Origin of the sequence: Neglectibacter timonensis, from assembly GCF_900048895.1 — a bacterium.
Classification (GTDB): domain Bacteria; phylum Bacillota; class Clostridia; order Oscillospirales; family Acutalibacteraceae; genus Acutalibacter; species Acutalibacter timonensis.
Genome location: NZ_LT160638.1, coordinates 230,418 through 245,710, shown reverse-complemented (window position 1 = coordinate 245,710; position 15,293 = coordinate 230,418). Strand labels below are relative to the sequence as shown.

The 15,293-nt window shown below is 54.1% G+C and carries 17 protein-coding genes; 6 read left to right on the top strand and 11 right to left on the bottom strand.

Translation table 11 applies throughout. The features are described from left to right. Positions 1-13 precede the first annotated feature (13 nt). The 4 genes from BN3911_RS04870 to ychF all read left to right on the top strand — a co-directional run bounded on the left by BN3911_RS04870 (position 14) and on the right by ychF (position 2,877). Positions 14-826: an alpha/beta hydrolase gene (locus BN3911_RS04870; protein ID WP_066862128.1), complete on the top strand. Its 813-nt coding sequence runs from the start codon at positions 14-16 to the stop codon at positions 824-826. A 16-nt stretch (positions 827-842) separates the two neighbouring features. Beyond that, positions 843-1,226, top strand: coding sequence for a DUF2500 family protein (locus tag BN3911_RS04865; protein ID WP_066862125.1), 384 nt, complete (start codon positions 843-845; stop codon positions 1,224-1,226). Positions 1,227-1,428: 202 nt separating this feature from the next. Beyond that, positions 1,429-1,707 carry a tyrosine-type recombinase/integrase gene (locus BN3911_RS04860; RefSeq protein WP_082942095.1) on the top strand — a complete coding sequence of 93 codons (279 nt, stop codon included), beginning with the start codon at positions 1,429-1,431 and terminating at the stop codon, positions 1,705-1,707. A gap of 75 nt (positions 1,708-1,782) precedes the next feature. Further along, complete coding sequence (ychF, locus tag BN3911_RS04855) at positions 1,783-2,877, top strand: redox-regulated ATPase YchF (RefSeq protein WP_066862119.1); 1,095 nt, start codon at positions 1,783-1,785, stop codon at positions 2,875-2,877. A 93-nt stretch (positions 2,878-2,970) separates the two neighbouring features. Here ychF and BN3911_RS04850 read toward each other — a convergent pair whose 3' ends face one another. The 5 genes from BN3911_RS04850 to BN3911_RS04830 form a co-directional block, all read right to left on the bottom strand. Continuing rightward, positions 2,971-4,347 carry an MATE family efflux transporter gene (locus BN3911_RS04850; protein ID WP_066862317.1) on the bottom strand — a complete coding sequence of 459 codons (1,377 nt, stop codon included), beginning with the start codon at positions 4,345-4,347 and terminating at the stop codon, positions 2,971-2,973. Positions 4,348-4,536: 189 nt separating this feature from the next. After that, a complete protein-coding gene (locus BN3911_RS04845; protein ID WP_066862116.1) occupies positions 4,537-5,892 on the bottom strand; it encodes an MATE family efflux transporter in 1,356 nt (451 codons plus the stop codon). Positions 5,893-6,072: 180 nt separating this feature from the next. Continuing rightward, positions 6,073-7,020: an alpha/beta hydrolase gene (locus tag BN3911_RS04840; protein ID WP_066862113.1), complete on the bottom strand. Its 948-nt coding sequence runs from the start codon at positions 7,018-7,020 to the stop codon at positions 6,073-6,075. Between the two features lie 18 nt (positions 7,021-7,038). Further along, on the bottom strand, positions 7,039-7,896 hold the full coding sequence (locus BN3911_RS04835) for a metallophosphoesterase family protein (RefSeq protein ID WP_066862111.1): 858 nt from the start codon (positions 7,894-7,896) through the stop codon (positions 7,039-7,041). A gap of 22 nt (positions 7,897-7,918) precedes the next feature. Then, positions 7,919-8,677: a TrmH family RNA methyltransferase gene (locus BN3911_RS04830; RefSeq protein ID WP_066862108.1), complete on the bottom strand. Its 759-nt coding sequence runs from the start codon at positions 8,675-8,677 to the stop codon at positions 7,919-7,921. Positions 8,678-8,893: 216 nt separating this feature from the next. Between BN3911_RS04830 and BN3911_RS04825 the strand changes: the two genes are divergently transcribed. Together BN3911_RS04825 and BN3911_RS04820 are read left to right on the top strand one after the other, a co-directional pair. Next, positions 8,894-10,072, top strand: coding sequence for an MFS transporter (locus tag BN3911_RS04825; RefSeq protein ID WP_066862105.1), 1,179 nt, complete (start codon positions 8,894-8,896; stop codon positions 10,070-10,072). A 58-nt stretch (positions 10,073-10,130) separates the two neighbouring features. Then, a complete protein-coding gene (locus BN3911_RS04820; protein ID WP_066862314.1) occupies positions 10,131-10,985 on the top strand; it encodes a hypothetical protein in 855 nt (284 codons plus the stop codon). 59 nt (positions 10,986-11,044) lie between these two features. On the opposite strand, the gene BN3911_RS04815 is transcribed toward BN3911_RS04820, so the two are convergent. The 6 genes from BN3911_RS04815 to BN3911_RS04795 all read right to left on the bottom strand — a co-directional run bounded on the left by BN3911_RS04815 (position 11,045) and on the right by BN3911_RS04795 (position 15,196). Continuing rightward, positions 11,045-11,698 carry a ThuA domain-containing protein gene (locus tag BN3911_RS04815; protein WP_066862312.1) on the bottom strand — a complete coding sequence of 218 codons (654 nt, stop codon included), beginning with the start codon at positions 11,696-11,698 and terminating at the stop codon, positions 11,045-11,047. 238 nt (positions 11,699-11,936) lie between these two features. Then, complete coding sequence (locus BN3911_RS04810) at positions 11,937-12,176, bottom strand: hypothetical protein (RefSeq protein WP_066862102.1); 240 nt, start codon at positions 12,174-12,176, stop codon at positions 11,937-11,939. A 156-nt stretch (positions 12,177-12,332) separates the two neighbouring features. After that, on the bottom strand, positions 12,333-12,458 hold the full coding sequence (locus tag BN3911_RS16780; protein WP_082942091.1) for a cyclic lactone autoinducer peptide: 126 nt from the start codon (positions 12,456-12,458) through the stop codon (positions 12,333-12,335). Then, on the bottom strand, positions 12,455-13,045 hold the full coding sequence (locus BN3911_RS04805; RefSeq protein WP_066862100.1) for an accessory gene regulator B family protein: 591 nt from the start codon (positions 13,043-13,045) through the stop codon (positions 12,455-12,457). The genes BN3911_RS16780 and BN3911_RS04805 overlap by 4 nt, the downstream gene beginning before the upstream one ends. 94 nt (positions 13,046-13,139) lie before the next feature. Continuing rightward, complete coding sequence (locus BN3911_RS17360) at positions 13,140-13,883, bottom strand: sensor histidine kinase (protein ID WP_187127683.1); 744 nt, start codon at positions 13,881-13,883, stop codon at positions 13,140-13,142. Positions 13,884-14,473: 590 nt separating this feature from the next. Continuing rightward, positions 14,474-15,196, bottom strand: a complete 723-nt coding sequence (locus tag BN3911_RS04795; RefSeq protein ID WP_066862094.1) for a LytR/AlgR family response regulator transcription factor — start codon at positions 15,194-15,196, stop codon at positions 14,474-14,476. Positions 15,197-15,293: the final 97 nt, after the last annotated feature.

The following is a 15,293-nucleotide window of genomic DNA, read 5'->3' as shown; positions in this document are numbered from 1 at the left end:
TGGAGGAAGCTTTATGGAACTGGTTCATTTCAAACCCTTTGCGGACACTGACGGCTCCGTCGAGGGGCTTTTGCACACACCGATCCTGGAGATGGAGGAGCGCCGGGAAACCTTTCCCGCCGTAGTTCTCTGTCCCGGCGGCGCATATGCCTTTGTCTCCCGGCGGGAAGCTGATCCCGTGGCCCTGCGCTTTTTTGCCGCTGGATATCAGGTCTTCATCCTCACCTACTCGGTAGGAGAAAAGGCCAAAGAGTTTCTCCCGCTGCGGGAGCTCTCCGAAACCCTGTGCCGAATTCGGGAGCAGGCAACCCAGTGGCATGTCGATCCCGGCCATGTGGCTGTGTGCGGCTTTTCCGCAGGGGGCCACCTGGCCTGCTCTCTGGGCGTCATGTGGGACGATCCGGAGCTTCTCAAGCGCTATGACAACCACGGCGGAAAAAACAGGCCCGACGCCATGATCCTGGGATATCCGGTAATCACCGCGGACGAATATGCTCATGTGGAATCCCTTGAAAATGTCAGCGGCTGCAGGCAGGGAACGCCTGGCTACGCCTATTTTTCCCTGGACCGGCACGTAAATGAAAGGACATGCCCCGCTTTTTTGTGGCACACTGTCACAGACGATTGTGTGCCTGCGGAAAACAGCCTGAAACTGATGGCCGCCCTTCAGAAAGCGAAAGTGCCCTATGAGGCCCATCTCTTCCCCTCCGGCGGACACGGCCTGTCCGTCTGCACCCAGGAGACAGGCAGCCCAGACCCTTACAATGCAAGGTGGATGGAGCTGTGCCTCGCCTGGCTGGACAGGACCTTTGGTTATACCCTGTAAAAGAGGAGGAAAATTTATGTCATCGTGGTGGTTAATCGTAGGAATCGTTGCTGGTTTATTGCTTCTTGCCTTAATCATTATGCTAGCAACACGTTCCAAAGAATCCAAATCAAATTACCTAAAAAGAAGTGAGTCATTCGAGAAAGTTAACGCGGTTTCCAGAGCAAAAGAAGTGAAAGACATATCGAAAGAGACTGATCAAATCCCTTACTTGATGAAGGACCCTGTTATTGAGTACAGAATCTTATTCGAATCCGATTCAGGGAACACGAGGTGGATTGTCGTTCAAAAGGAACAATACGAAAACATTGAGGTAAACGAGCGCGGAGAACTGATTGTTGAAAATAACAGACTCATAGATTTTGGTGACAGGTTTGGCCATGACATAAACATGACTTAAAAAAGAAAGGCCGAAATTCGCATGAATTTCGGCCTTTCTTTCCATCCAATTTGTCTTAATGATTCCACCGCTTATTACAGAAGAATATGTTCGACGGGAAATTATTATAGAAGGGCCACAAGCTCAATCGGAATAGCGTTTGCTGGATTAAGATTGTAAAAACAGAGTCCTTGTGCTATAGTATTATGGATGCGTTGTATCAATCGGCAAACCGTCAAAAAACAGTTCCTATGACACGCATTTATACAAACTGTGCGACGATGCGGGGACGAGACGCTTCTGTATGCATGCGCTGCGGCACACCTACGCCATGCGTGCGATTGAGCGCGGCGTACAACTCAAAATCCTGCAGCAGTTGTTGGGGCACGCAAGCATTCAGACAATGATGGACAGATATGTCCATGTTACGGATGATTCACTGGTAAACGCCGTTCGCCAGTTTGAAAACGCTGCGCCTGTCAGTTGTGAAAAAAGGGCGTAAAAAGGGTGTAGCAGAAATATGAGGAAAGGCAGAAACCCAGAGAAATCAAGGGTTTTTGGATAGGTGTAAGAGAAAATGAAATTAGGAATCGTCGGTCTGCCCAACGTGGGCAAAAGCACACTTTTTAACGCCATTACCAACGCGGGCGCCCAGTCCGCCAACTATCCCTTCTGCACCATCGAGCCCAATGTGGGCGTGGTGGCCGTTCCGGACAAACGCCTGGACAAGCTCAGAGAGATGTATGAACCGGAGAAATTCACCCCCGCCACCATTGAATTTGTAGATATCGCCGGTCTGGTGAAGGGCGCTTCCAAAGGCGAAGGTCTTGGAAACAAATTTCTTTCCAACATCCGCGAGGTGGACGCTATCGTCCACGTGGTGCGCTGCTTCGTCAACGACGACATCGTTCATGTGGACGGCAGCATCGACCCCAGACGGGATATTGAAACCATCGACCTGGAACTGATCCTTTCCGACCTGGAGGTGCTGGACAGACGCATCGATAAGACCAAAAAGATGATCAAGGCGGACAAGAAGTACCAGACGGAGCTGGAATTTCTGGAGCGGGTCCGGGAAGCCCTGGAGGCGGGAAAATCGGCTCGCAGCGTGGAATGCACCGAAGAGGAGGCCGAACTGCTTTCCACGGTCTCGCTGCTGACCAATAAGCCCATCATCTTTGCAGCCAACATGAGCGAGGATGATTTTAAGGACGGCATCGACCAGAACCCTTCCTTCAAAATCGTAAAGGAATTCGCGGAGCAGGAACACGCCGCCGTGCTGCCCATCTGTGCTGAAATTGAGGCGGAGATTTCCGGCATGGACCTGGAAGAGAAATCTCTGTTTCTCGCGGACATGGGACTCACCGAATCCGGGCTTGACCGTCTGATCACCGCCTGTTATTCTCTGCTGGGGCTCATTTCCTTTCTCACGGCCGGCAAGCCGGAGGTTCGGGCATGGACCATCCAAAAGGGAACGAAGGCTCCGCAGGCCGCAGGCAAAATTCACACGGATTTTGAACGCGGCTTCATCCGCGCCGAGGTCATCGGTTTTGAGGAACTGATGGAATGCGGCACCATGGCCGCGGCAAAAGAAAAGGGCCTGGCGCGTTCAGAAGGGAAAGAATACGTCATGCAGGACGGGGACATCGTCCTCTTCCGCTTCAACGTTTAAACAGGTTTTCAAAAACAACAACACCCCCGCCGCAAAAATGCGGCGGGGCTGTTTCCTTTTTTAAACCTTCCCGCATCCCCTCTGAACTGCATTTCAAGCGGAAACAACGGCTCCGGACCGCTGAACGCAACGGTCCAGCCATTTCATCCGCGCATAGTAGATAATGAACACCAGCGCGGTCGCCGCCCATGTGACGGGATAGTTCAGCGCCACCATCTCCATAGTGGGCCAGAAGGGCACGGCGATGAGCACCCACAGAATCCGCAGGCCGCAGACGCCGAAGCAGGTAATCAGCATGGGCTGCAGCGCTTCCCCCGCGCCCCGTATCGCTCCGGAAAAAATTTCGATAAATACAAAGGTAAAATAGGAGGGCGCCAGAATCCTCAGGAAGTTTGACCCCAGCTCCACCACGGCGGCGTCATTGGTGAAGAACCTCAGCAACGGTCCCATAAAGAAAAACAATACCGCAGAAAGGGTAATGGTGGCGCCCAGCGCCATGCTCAGGCAGATGCGCACGCTCTTTTTGACCCTGTCATATTTCTGCGCGCCGAAATTCTGCCCCACAAACGTGGTGATGGAAATGCCGAAGGCATTCATCACCATCCAGATAAAGCCGTCGATTTTGCCAATGGCAGCCCAGGCCGCGATGGCGTCCGTGCCGAAGGAGTTGATGCCAGCCTGAATCACCAAATTGGAGACGGAATACATGACCGACTGCAGCCCGGCAGGCAGGCCGATCCGGATAACGTCCCGCAGCATATGCCGGTCAAATTTGATTTTTTTCAGCTCCACACGGTAGGACTCCCGGGTACCCATGAGCCGCACCATAATCAGCACCGCGCTGACCACCTGGGAAAGCACCGTGGCGAGAGCCACGCCAAATACGCCCCACCGGAAAGCCACCACAAACAGCAGGTCCAGTACAATGTTGACCAGGCAGCAGGCGATGAGCACATAGAGCGGCATGCGGGAATCGCCGATTGCCCTCAGAATTCCCGTGCCCACATTGTAAATCATACAGGCGAGGATTCCTGCGTAATAGACGTTGAGATACATCAGGGCGTCGTCCATAATTTCCTCCGGCACCCCCAACATCTCCAAGGAAAGCCTGGAGGTCAGCAGGCCGACCACCATGATAATCCCGCCGCCCGCCAGTGCCAGCGCCATAGAGGTATGCACGGCCCTGGACACGTTTTTCCCGTCTCCCGCACCGAAAAACTGGGAGATGATGACCGTGGCGCCGGAGGAGACGCCCACAAAAAATCCCACCAGCAGGTTGATGATGGTTCCCGTGGTGCCCACGGCAGCCAGGGCCTGCTTGCCCACATACTGCCCCACAATCACGGTGTCCACCGTGTTGTAGAGCTGCTGAAAAAATGTCCCGATCAGAATAGGAAAGAAAAAGAGGAGCAACTGCTTCCAGATGACGCCCTCCGTAATGCTGTTTTCCTTCAACTTTTGTCCCGCCATAGCCCTGTCCACGCATGCAGGCCCGCACAGATTCACGAAAAAACGTGCCTGGCCCCGCGCCCCCTTTCTTCATCTTATAGACCTCTGTTTGCCTCTGGATCCTTTTCTTTTGCCCTTTGCTTCCCGGGGAGGCATGCCCCCGGCGCTTGATTCCTCTTTTCCCGGCCGCGGGGAAGGGAAAACAGCGCCCTATTCCCGTTTTCCTGCGGGAAGCCGGTGAATCCGCACAAAATATGCCGCTACCAAAAGGATGGCCGCGGCCGTCCAAGCTCCCACCTCGGCAAAAAAGATACCCTCCTGCCCCATCAGCATGGGCAGGAATAAAGCCACAGCAATGCGCACCGCCATTTCCGCAAAGCCGGAAAGCATGGGGACTACCGTATCCCCAAGGCCCATCAGCGCCGAACGGTAAATATGCAGCATGTAGAGAATGGGCAGGCAGACGCTCATGATCGCCAAATAGTGATACGCAATCTGCATGGAGGTGTCGATTTCCTCCGGAGTGCCGGAGATAAAAAGACGCAGGAAGAAATTTCCGAACAGCAGCATGGCCCCTGCAATCACCGCGCTGGTTCCCAAGGCCACCAGGGTTGCGGCCCGCATGCCCTGTTTGATGCGTCCCACCAGTCCGCCGCCCAGGTTCTGTCCCACATAGGAGGTAACCGCATAACCGTAAGAGGTAGCTGCGATTTCCAAAATCCCATACAGCTTATTGGTGGCTGTAAAACCGGCGATAAAAAGCATGCCGTACCGGTTGATCACCGCCTGCACCACCATGCCGCCCACGGAGATGATGGCGTTCTGCAGGGCAATGGGAGAGGCCAGCTTCATGAGAATCCCGGTCAGTTCCCGGGTGGGCTTGAGGTCTCCCTTTTCCAGACGGATGATGGTGATACGCCTCACATTCCGGAAACAGTAGACGCTGGAAAAAAACTGTGCGATCACCGTGGCCGCCGCCGCGCCCGCAATTCCCCAATGAAAGCCCATGACAAACAGAAGGTCCAGCACCACATTGATCAGCGCCGCCACAATCATGGCATAAAGAGGGGTTTTGCTGTCTCCCAGAGCTCTCAGAATGGAAGCCAGCAAATTGTAGGCCATAATCACCGGGATGCCGCCAAAGACTATCCGCAGATAGAGCAGCGCCCCGTCCATGATGTCCGCCGGCGTGTTCAAAAGCCTCAGCACCGGCTCCGCCGCCAGCTGGCTTCCCAATAACAGCACCGCCGCAGAAATGACGCACAGGGTGACAGAGGTCCCTATGGACCGGGAAAGGCCCCTGTGGTCTTCCGCGCCGAAGTTCTGGGCCATCAGAATAGAAAATCCCTGAGTGAGACCCTGGATAATTCCCAAAACCATCCAGTTGAGCCAGTCGGCAGCCCCCAGAGATGCCAACGCGCCGACTCCCACAACCTGCCCCACCACAGCGGTGTCCACCACGGTGTAGAGCTGCTGGAACACATTGCCCGCCATCAGGGGCAGTGCAAAGGTGATGATCAGCCGCAGCGGCGAGCCCTGTGTCATATTCCGAATTCTCTGTGCCATACTCTGATTCCTTTTCCTAAAAAATACGGTATCCTGCGATTAAAAAACGGCGAGGGAAAAAGGGAAACCCTCTTCCACTCACGCCGCTTTCGGTCGAATAGACCCATCTTAACATGGGGCGGACAACATTGCAATCCAAATTTTTGCTTTTTCTCTGCAGAAAAACCGCAATTCTTTGCATCACTTCTCCCAACGCCTGACAAAGGTCCTGATTTTTTCTTCACAGCCCGCCGTATCCCTGGCGAAACTCTGGGCATGGCCCGCTCCCCGCACCAGATACAGCTCCTGTTCCGCCTTGCAGGCCCTGCTGTTTTCCTCAGTCATCCGAAGCGGCACAAAATCATCCTCCCTGCCGTGGAGAAAGAGCACCGGCCTGGTATTTTTCTGCAATGCCCTTCGGGTATCCGCCTCCCGCAGGCCAAAGCCCGCTATGATTCGGGCAAGCAGGTCCAGCGCGTACAGCAGCGGAAAAGCAGGCAGCTTAAAGTCCCTCTTTGCCACATGGGCCATGATATCCCAGGGGCTGGTAAAGCCGCAGTCCGCCACAATGCCCCGCACAGTATCGGGCAGTTCCAGGCCGGAGGCCATCAGCACTGTAGAAGCCCCCATGGAAATGCCCATCAAAAAGATGTTCTGCCGCGTTCCGAAACGCTCCTGCGCATATCTGGCCCAATCCCGGCAGTCAAACCGCTCCCTGACCCCATAGGTGATATATTTCCCTTCACTCTCCCCATGGGCCCGCTGGTAGGGGATCAGCAGCCGGTACCCCAGGCTGTGCAGGAATTCCGCCTCCAGGGCAAAATCGATGGTGGCGAGGGAACGGTACCCGTGCATCACGATCATGGTGCCCTTGGGCTGCGCGGTCTCCGCCGGAAGGTACAGGGCGGAGAGTTTCAACCCGTCAAAAGAAACCATGCTCACATGCTCCGCCGTATGCTGATGAATCCAGCTCTGGGCTTCCCGCATCCGTTCCCGAAAGGGGTTCCAAATGGAATTCCCTTCCTCATATTCCTCATCCGTCCGCTCTTTTTTCGCCCGCAGAATCGCAAACCGGAAGAAGAAGCCCGCGGCGCCGAACAACACCGCCAGAAGGACAAGAACGATCCCCGCCGCAATCCAGATTCCCAATTCAGTCCTCTCCCTTTCTTAAAAGTAGGAGGGCATCCCCGCCTCCGCGGCAGCCTGCTCCCACAACTGCTCCAAGTCTTCCGAGGAGCTGCCCTTCAGCGCAGCAAGCTCCTGGACCCGCGCCAACACCCGTGGGAAAAGCACTTCCCCAGTGAGCAGCACGTGGCATGTCATAGCAGTCCATACAGGCGCCATGTCAATAAGCCCGGATTCCTTCAGCTCCCGCACAGCCGCCTGTACGTCATAAGCTGCTTCACAGAACTCCTCCTGCCAGGATTCATTGTCCCACGTGAGCAGCGCAAAGGAAGCCCTTCCCGGCACATCCGGAGACATCCCCACTGAACCCGGATTGACCAGTTTTTTCCCCCGATAGGAAAATACGCCGCGGCAATGTGTATGTCCGCAAAGCAAAACATCCTGAGAGAGGGATTCCAGTACCCTGACCGCCAGATTTTTATCCTGCATCAGCCTGCCCCGGGTCTCCCAGGGAGAACCGTGACACAGAGACAGCTGAGAACCCCCTTCATAAAACTGCGTCCCCCGAAAATCCAAAGTTCCCATCCATACAAAATCCTCTTCCAGCAACTGCTGATAGGTGTAGAGCAACGCTCCGTTTGCAGAGCCTTTCTGCCAGCCATTCTCTCCGGACACCCGGTGCCTGAGCAGATATTCTTCCCGGTTTCCCCGGATGAATTTGCAGTTCCACCGGCGTTCTGTCTCTCTTAACAGCTCCATGGTTTTTCGCGGATACGCGCAGTCAGTGACATAATCCCCCAAAAACAGGTAATCTTTTATTTGCCGTTTCTCACATTCCGCCAGCACCGCCTCCAGCGCTCTGTAATTACTGTGAATATCACTTAATACCGCAACCTGCACCGACTCCCTCTCCCTTCCTAAATCACTTGGATTCTGCTTGCCCCGGCCTGCCGTTTTTCTGGGTAAACAGATAGCTGCCGATGGCCACGGACACCGCCAGGTTCAGGGAATCCACCGCGTCGGTCTGGTCGATAAACAGGCTCTGACCGCAGTTCTGGAATTCCGGGGGAAGGCCGGAGGCCTCGTTGCCGAAAATCAGCGTGTAGCGGTCTGCCCTGGGACAGCTTTCCGGCGTCAAAACGGTTCCTCCGTCCAGCATAAAGGGATAGAGGCTTCTCCCTTCCCCGAACCGGTTCAGATAGTCGGAAAATTCCGGGAAGCTCTCCACTTCCATGCGGAACAGTGCGCCCATGGAGGCCCTCACCACCTTGGGATTCCACACGTCCGCCCCATTTCCCACCAGAGCCAGATCCCGGATGCCGAAGCCCCGCAGCGTGCGCAGAATCGTCCCCAGGTTTCCCATGTCGGAAGGGCATACCAGCGCCACATGGGGCATGTCCGGGGAGAGCCGCCCCTCATACTTTCGGAACACCCCCGCCGCGTAGCAGTTTTCCTTGCTGGAAATGCGTTCCAAAGCCCGCTTGGAGCAGATGCAGGGGACGCCCGCGGCGCGGCAGGCTTCGGAGAGCTTCCCGCGCTCCGTAAAGCTCTCCTCAAAGTAAACCGCCTCCGCGCTCTCCGGCCTGCAGAGCAGCAGTTCAAAGGTGGGAAAGGGGCCCAGCGTATAGGAATGGGAAAACTCCTTCTTATACTTTTTCGGCAGCTCCCGCTGTGTCTCCATACTGTGCCCTCCGTTCAAATAATTGTTTTTTTCATTTTACCGTTTCCCGGCAGAAAAAGCAAGAATCCCATCTCCGGCACGTCCCGCCGCGCCGGAGAGAATGCTCCGAAAAATCTTTCGATTTGTCCACTTGACATTTGCGCTGTTTTTTGGTGTAATGTCGGTAGCGGAAGCGGCTTTGCAGACGGCAAAGCCCCGCCGAGGGGGAGGCGTCCTTTGAAATCGCTTTGGAACCGGTATCGGGGCAGCTATTTCAGCTATATCCTGACTTACTTTTTCTATTATTTCAGCATGGCTGTGTTCAGCTCCGTGCTGGCGGTATATCTGGCCGGCCAGGGAAAATCGGCCCAGGAGCTGTCGTTCATCATGTCGGCCGCCGGCCTTTTTTCCATTCTTCTGCTGCCCGTCACCGGCTGGCTGCTGGATAAAACCCTGCGGCCCCGGCTGATCAGCGGGGTGCTGCTGCTGAGCGCGGGCATGCTGGGTCTGGTTTTTTCCGCCAGCCATTCCGTTTGGGTGCTCTTTCTGCTGGACGGCCTTATCATGTCGGCCATCAACAGCATTACTCCCATCTGTGAGCGCATGGCGGCTTCCAGCCGGTACCGCTACGGGTCCATCCGGGTGCTGGGCACCTTCGGCTATGCTTGCGGCGCGCAGGCCGCCGGTTTCGCCATGGAGCACATCGCCCCCTCTTTCATCTTCGTCATGCTGTTGATCTCTGCAGTGCTTTCCACCGTTGGTTTTGCGGGCACCCAGGGCTTTTCCGGCAGACAGGATCACGTTCCGGAACGCAGCAAGGCCTCTGTTTCCCGCCTGAGCTTTCTGCGGGACCGCAATTTCCTGCTCTTTCTCCTGTGCGCTTTCCTGTTCGCCGGCTCCAGCGGCGCGAACAACATCTATTCGCCCGTACTGCTCACCGGGCTGGGCCTGCCCTCCGGCACGGTGGGAACCGTGCTGTTCTTCAGCACGCTGGTGGAAATCCCCCTGATACTCTGGTCCCACAAATTTATGGACCGTCTTTCCGGCAAGCTGTTGTTCGGGCTGAGTTTCGGAATGATGCTGCTGCAGTTTCTCTGCTACGGTTTCTTCCGTTCGCCCCTGCCGACGGTGATCGCCATGCTGCTGCTCAAAGCAACCGCCTCCACCATGTTTATGATGGTGTCTTTGAAAATTGTACGCAACATTGTGGACGGAAGCTCCACCTCCACCGCCCTTTCTGTGGTAAACGCCGTCAACGCCCTGTCCGGCATCCTCTTTCTCAACGTGGGCGGAGCGGTGGCGGACGCGCTCAGTATGCAGGCCTATTACCTGGTTCTCGCTGCCGCCGCCCTGGTGGGGCTGCTGCTGTGCCTGCTGCTGAAAATCGGCAACACACAGCGGGTCTTCAGCGCTTAACCTTTTTTCACATCTTCCTCCGGCAAAAACCGGAGCATTGATAAGGAGTTGCATGATTATGGAAAAACAATTTCCCCGCACTACCGTGGGAGGGGTCTCCCTCTCCCGCATGCTCATGGGATCCAACTGGCTTTTGGGCTACAGCCATACCAGCGTTTCAGCGGATGAGATGATCAAGCGCCGCTATGACAGCGCGGAAAAATTCAAGCCCGTCCTGGAGACCTACCTGAAGTACGGCGTGGACACCCTGATGGCGCCCTTCGGAAATTCCCCCGAGCTGGTTCGGGCCGTTAAGGATACCGAACAGAAAATGGGCCGGGAGATCATTATGATAGACACCCCCATCATGAATGTCAGCGACAGCGCCGAGGCCCGGAAAGAGGCGGAAACCACCATTAAGGAAGCCGCCGCACGGGGCTCCAAATTCTGCCTGATTCACCACTCCTCCTGCGAGCAGCTGGTGAACAAAAACCTGAGCCAGATTGTCCGCCTGGACGACTACACCAAGATGATCCGCGACGCGGGCATGATTCCCGGCCTTTCCGCCCATATGCCGGAAATGATCGTGTATTCCGACCTGAACGGCTATGACGTGGAAACCTACATTCAGATTTTCAACTGCATGGGCTTCATGATGCAGGTGGAAATTGAGACGGTGGGCTCCATCATCCAGAACGCCAAGAAGCCGGTAATGACCATCAAACCCATGGCAGCCGGCCGCTGCTCCCCCTATGTGGGCCTCACCTTCTCCTGGAACGCCATCCGGGAACGGGACATGGTGACCGTGGGCGCTTTCTCCGCCGACGAGGTGGAGGAGGATATCGAAATCTCCTTTGCCGCGTTGGAGCATCGTTTCCCGGATTTGGAAAAACGCTCCAGCCCCAATACTCAGCAGGCTGCTTTCGGCGGCTGAGCCGCAGAAAACAAATGGGAGGCCGTTCCTTTTGGGAACGGCCTCCCTGTTTGTTTTCGTTACTCGCCCATGCACCAGCGCAGGGCGTTCTTGACCAGCTTCTGAAATTCCGGGTTCTCCCATACGCCCAGCACATGTCCCGGCGTGAGGGCGCAGAGGCGGCCCCTGCCCAGGCTGCGCACGTAGCCACCCACCTGGTCCCCGCCCGTTGCGGAATGGGTGGTCAGCAGAATTTCTGCGTCCGGGGCGATATCCGCCAGCTCATAATGCTCGTCCCTTTCGGTGAAGCCCAGTACCCCCTGGGTGACGGGATGTTCCTTCTCCACGCGGACCTCCACCTCACAGCGGGGCGGATGGGTGACAAAACGGTTTCCCACAAACTCCGCATAGTCCGGGCAGCGGTCCGGGCCAAAGGTGTTGCCCGAATGGATGGAGACAAATCCGCCGCCCGCCTCCACATAGGCGCGCAGGTCCTTCGGCATCACCTCGGTGACGCCCTCCTCAAACCACGCGTTGCTGTTTCCGCCGTTGATGTTGTTCCCCTTACAGTTTACAATCACTGGAAAGCCCGAGATGAACGCGGGTGTCAGAATGTCCTTGGCGTCCCGAACAAACTCAAAATGAAACTCTTCCCCCTCCAGCAGAGAAAAGCCCCGTTCAATGATTTCCCCGGGATGCCAAAAATCGTCGCAGAGCACCAAAATGTTTTTCAATTGAATCCATCTTCCTCTCTTCCGGCCGCCCCCCGCCCTTCCTGACTGGAAGGCAAGGCCAGCGGCCTTTCTTTTTTTCTGGACTCCTGCCCGCAGAACCTGTTTCTGCAGGTTCATTTTACCACACAGAACAGTCCCCTGTCCTTCAAAATAAAAATTTTATAAGAAAAACCGTCCCCAAAGCCAGGAACAACTCCGGCTTTGGGGACGGTCTATCCATATATCCGTTCAACCGCCCTCAGATGACGATCTCATCTTCAATTTCACAGCTCCAACCCAATATCTCCGTATCGTCGGAATTATCTTTGGGACTGATAACCTCCTTCATCACCTGATAATAGGTTTTGCCGTCGCTGCCCTGCGCATGCCCATCTTCATAGACAAAGAGCGTGACGTCGTTTTCCAAGGTCACTTTCAAGATAATTGCCATTTCCTCGCAATCTGTCTCTCTGATGATTTTCAAATTGCTTTTTTCCATTTCATGATACCCTCTTTCCTATATTCGCTCTTTGAGCGGAACATCATGATAACTCACACCTGTCATTGTATTCACATACCCGGCGGTATTCTGTCAGATTCTGTCCCCAAAAGGAAAAAGAGCCGCCGGAAAAATGCTCCGGCAGCTTTTCTCCTCTCAGTCCTCGTCCTGCAGGCAGGCCGGAGTTTTGGGCTGATAGGAATTCCAGATCGATGTTGAACTGGCTCCATAACCCGCAACCTTCTCGATCAGAGAGGCAATGGCTCCCAAAATGCTGTTCATTGGAGTATTCTCCTCCTTTCCGCTAGTTTTTCCGCTATCATCAAACACGCCACCGAAAAAACGGTGAGCGCGGATACGGACAGAGGAATCAAACCGGTCCCCAGCAGGGATAAAAGCAGCAGGCCCGCTCCATCCAGCAGGACGAAAAGCCGGGCGGAGTTCCGGTTTTTCCGGATTCCCCTCTTGGAAAGGGGATTGGAAGGGTTCATCACCGGCGCCTGCCAAAAGATGAAAAGCAGCGCCAGGGCGCCTAAGGCCAAAACCGGCAGCTTCCAACCGGGGTCCTGCAAAGCACGGCCGCCCAGGCACACAGCCAGAAACATCAGGTTGCTCAGCGCGTAGCACCCGCCGTAGGTGGAACAGTGATAACCGCCGGCAAACTGGCGGATGGGAAGATAGAAAAGCAGGTAGCAAAGCAGAAAGCGCCAGTCGAAAAAGACCAGGCCGATCACAGTGATGGTGGCCAGCCAAAGCAGGGTGGACAGGGTGATTTGGAACCCATATTCAAAAAGCTCTCTCTTGCTCTCCTCCGCCGCTCCGCGGCGGAGCAAGGCCTCGGTCAGCCTTGCGGACAGTTTTTCCAACATGTGAGGCCCCCCTTGCGTCCTGGGATAGTATAGCAAAAAGGTCCTCTCAGATAGGCTTCTGTCCGCGAATCGCGGGTTTTTTGTCCCTATTTTGTCAGTTGTTGTCGGTTATTGTCGAAATAGTTTCACACATCACACTGACCTCCACAATGCCGTCCTCCAAACAGCTGCGCTTTACGCTGCCGTTGTATTTTTCCACGATATCCTCCACGCTGAGAAGGCCCAGGCCATGGCCCTGCTTTTCTCTCTTTGTAGTCTTCCAATCCTTCTCCTCAGGCCGGCTGTCGGACGTGTTGCGTATTTCCAGCAGAAGGAACCGATTGGCCACACTGATTTTCACCTCAATCCAGGGGTCCCTGCCTTTGACCTTTTCACAGGCCTCTCTGGCGCTCTCCAGCAGATTGGAAAAGAGGGTGCTCAGTTCCCAGGAACCCATCGTCAAATCAGGCAGCGGCTGGGCTGTCACGGAGAAATCGATGCCACTGGCCTGGGCGCTGGAATGGTGGGCGTTGAGCACCGCGTCGATGACCGCGTTCCCGGTGATGACGGCGGAAAAGCCGTGTGCCTCCGCTTCATGGAGCGAGCGGATGTAACCCTGCGCCTCCTCAAACTCTCCCTCCGTCAGCAGCTCGTCCAGAGCCATGACATGGTGCCTGAAATCGTGGATATTCTTGGCGTTTTCCAGGTAGCTTCGCTCCAGGTTTTCGTAGTTTTTCTCTATCATTGCGTTCACGGACTGGAGCATTTCATTCTCCTGTTCCTTTTCTTTTTGCTTCACCTTGAAAGAAAACAGAATCTGAATCAGGATGACTGCCGCCAGCATTGCTATCCATGCCATTGCCAGTGATGATTGCATTTTCTCGATTGATAAGGAGAGAACAGCATCATAGGTGAAATGTACGCTAGCAAACGCTACCACAGACAGTATCAAACTGATTACTAAACTGGATATTGGATATCGTGGCGCTTTATTTGACATAGCTTTAAAAATATAATAGGCAATCACGTTAATTCCTTTAACGAACAAAATATATATGGTTCGGCTCAATCCGACTGTAGACACTATCTGTGTTGGAAGTTTTGCATTACCTGACGCAACTCCAAAAATGATATTCGTTACTGAATCTATAATTACCACTACGAGGACGAACAGAGAAACGACTAATAATTGATACCAAAAATCTTTGTTCCCAAAGAGCAAAGAAATTATTGCTGATACTATGATTCCAATGCTCAATGTCAATATAGAAAATAGCTCAATCCTATTTAGTAGCAATATCACAAATGTATATAACAGCGCACAAAGGATTTTAGTAATGGCCCTCTTTTTCCCCGTCCATTTTGATCCACAGAGAAGTTCCACTGTTGAAAACAGTAATATTCCTTCAATGAAAGTGGTAAGTATTTCCGCCAGCATAAAAACTGTATTCATCGTCTTTCACCCCAATACCCGTGAATGGCCGCACGCACATCCTTCAGCCTTGACCTGCTGATGGGCAGCCGGTTCCCGTCGCTCATCAGGGCGAGGGCGTCTTCTGTACTCATGATATGGGGAATATTGGCAATGATGCCCCGGTCTATGTAAACAAAGGCGTCGGAAGCCAGCTTGTCAAAAACGTCGGTGATGGACATCCGCTCCCGGAGCTCCTCCTCTCCCTCCACCGTGAAGTCACAGTATTTCCCCACTTTCTGGATATAGAGAATTCTGTCCTTTTCCACAAGCCGCTTCTCATTGTGCCAGTACCGGGAATACAGTTCCTCCTGGTTTTTCTTTACCATGCGGAACACATCGTCCAGCGCTGAAAACAACTTTTTCCCAAGCAGATCTTTCGTCACGTACCGGCGGATCCCTCCTATATTCACGGCATCGACTCCATACTCCGGAAACGCGCTGAGAATCAAAACCTCAGCGTTCGGGTTTTTCTCGTGAACCGTCTCAACCAGAGTTAACCCGTTCTTCTTTGGCATATCGACATCCAGAATGTAGACTTCGCTCAGGTTGCCGTCCGTAACGTCATAATACAGGAGTTCAGGATTGTCATACTCCAGAATCTTAAAATGGACCTTTCTCGATTCCCTATAGCGAATCAGCTCCCTTTTCACCTTTTTCAGCGCTATCTGCTCATCGTCGCAAATTACCACCTGTAACATTTCTTGCAAATCCCTTCCTTTCCCGCGTCTTGATCGTGTATCCCATGAAAATTTACAAATTTTTCCAGATACCTAAAATTATACACGAAGTAGGATA

What these genes read in the sequence shown, in the direction of transcription:
- BN3911_RS04870 (WP_066862128.1), top strand. Translation starts at nt 14, where the DNA reads ATGGAACTGGTTCATTTCAAACCCTTTGCGGACACTGACGGCTCCGTC.
- BN3911_RS04865 (WP_066862125.1), top strand. Translation starts at nt 843, where the DNA reads ATGTCATCGTGGTGGTTAATCGTAGGAATCGTTGCTGGTTTATTGCTT.
- ychF (WP_066862119.1), top strand. Translation starts at nt 1,783, where the DNA reads ATGAAATTAGGAATCGTCGGTCTGCCCAACGTGGGCAAAAGCACACTT.
- BN3911_RS04850 (WP_066862317.1), bottom strand. Translation starts at nt 4,347, where the DNA reads ATGGCGGGACAAAAGTTGAAGGAAAACAGCATTACGGAGGGCGTCATC.
- BN3911_RS04845 (WP_066862116.1), bottom strand. Translation starts at nt 5,892, where the DNA reads ATGGCACAGAGAATTCGGAATATGACACAGGGCTCGCCGCTGCGGCTG.
- BN3911_RS04830 (WP_066862108.1), bottom strand. Translation starts at nt 8,677, where the DNA reads ATGGAGACACAGCGGGAGCTGCCGAAAAAGTATAAGAAGGAGTTTTCC.
- BN3911_RS04820 (WP_066862314.1), top strand. Translation starts at nt 10,131, where the DNA reads ATGGAAAAACAATTTCCCCGCACTACCGTGGGAGGGGTCTCCCTCTCC.
- BN3911_RS04810 (WP_066862102.1), bottom strand. Translation starts at nt 12,176, where the DNA reads ATGGAAAAAAGCAATTTGAAAATCATCAGAGAGACAGATTGCGAGGAA.
- BN3911_RS16780 (WP_082942091.1), bottom strand. Translation starts at nt 12,458, where the DNA reads ATGAACAGCATTTTGGGAGCCATTGCCTCTCTGATCGAGAAGGTTGCG.
- BN3911_RS04805 (WP_066862100.1), bottom strand. Translation starts at nt 13,045, where the DNA reads ATGTTGGAAAAACTGTCCGCAAGGCTGACCGAGGCCTTGCTCCGCCGC.
- BN3911_RS17360 (WP_187127683.1), bottom strand. Translation starts at nt 13,883, where the DNA reads ATGGCATGGATAGCAATGCTGGCGGCAGTCATCCTGATTCAGATTCTG.
- BN3911_RS04795 (WP_066862094.1), bottom strand. Translation starts at nt 15,196, where the DNA reads ATGTTACAGGTGGTAATTTGCGACGATGAGCAGATAGCGCTGAAAAAG.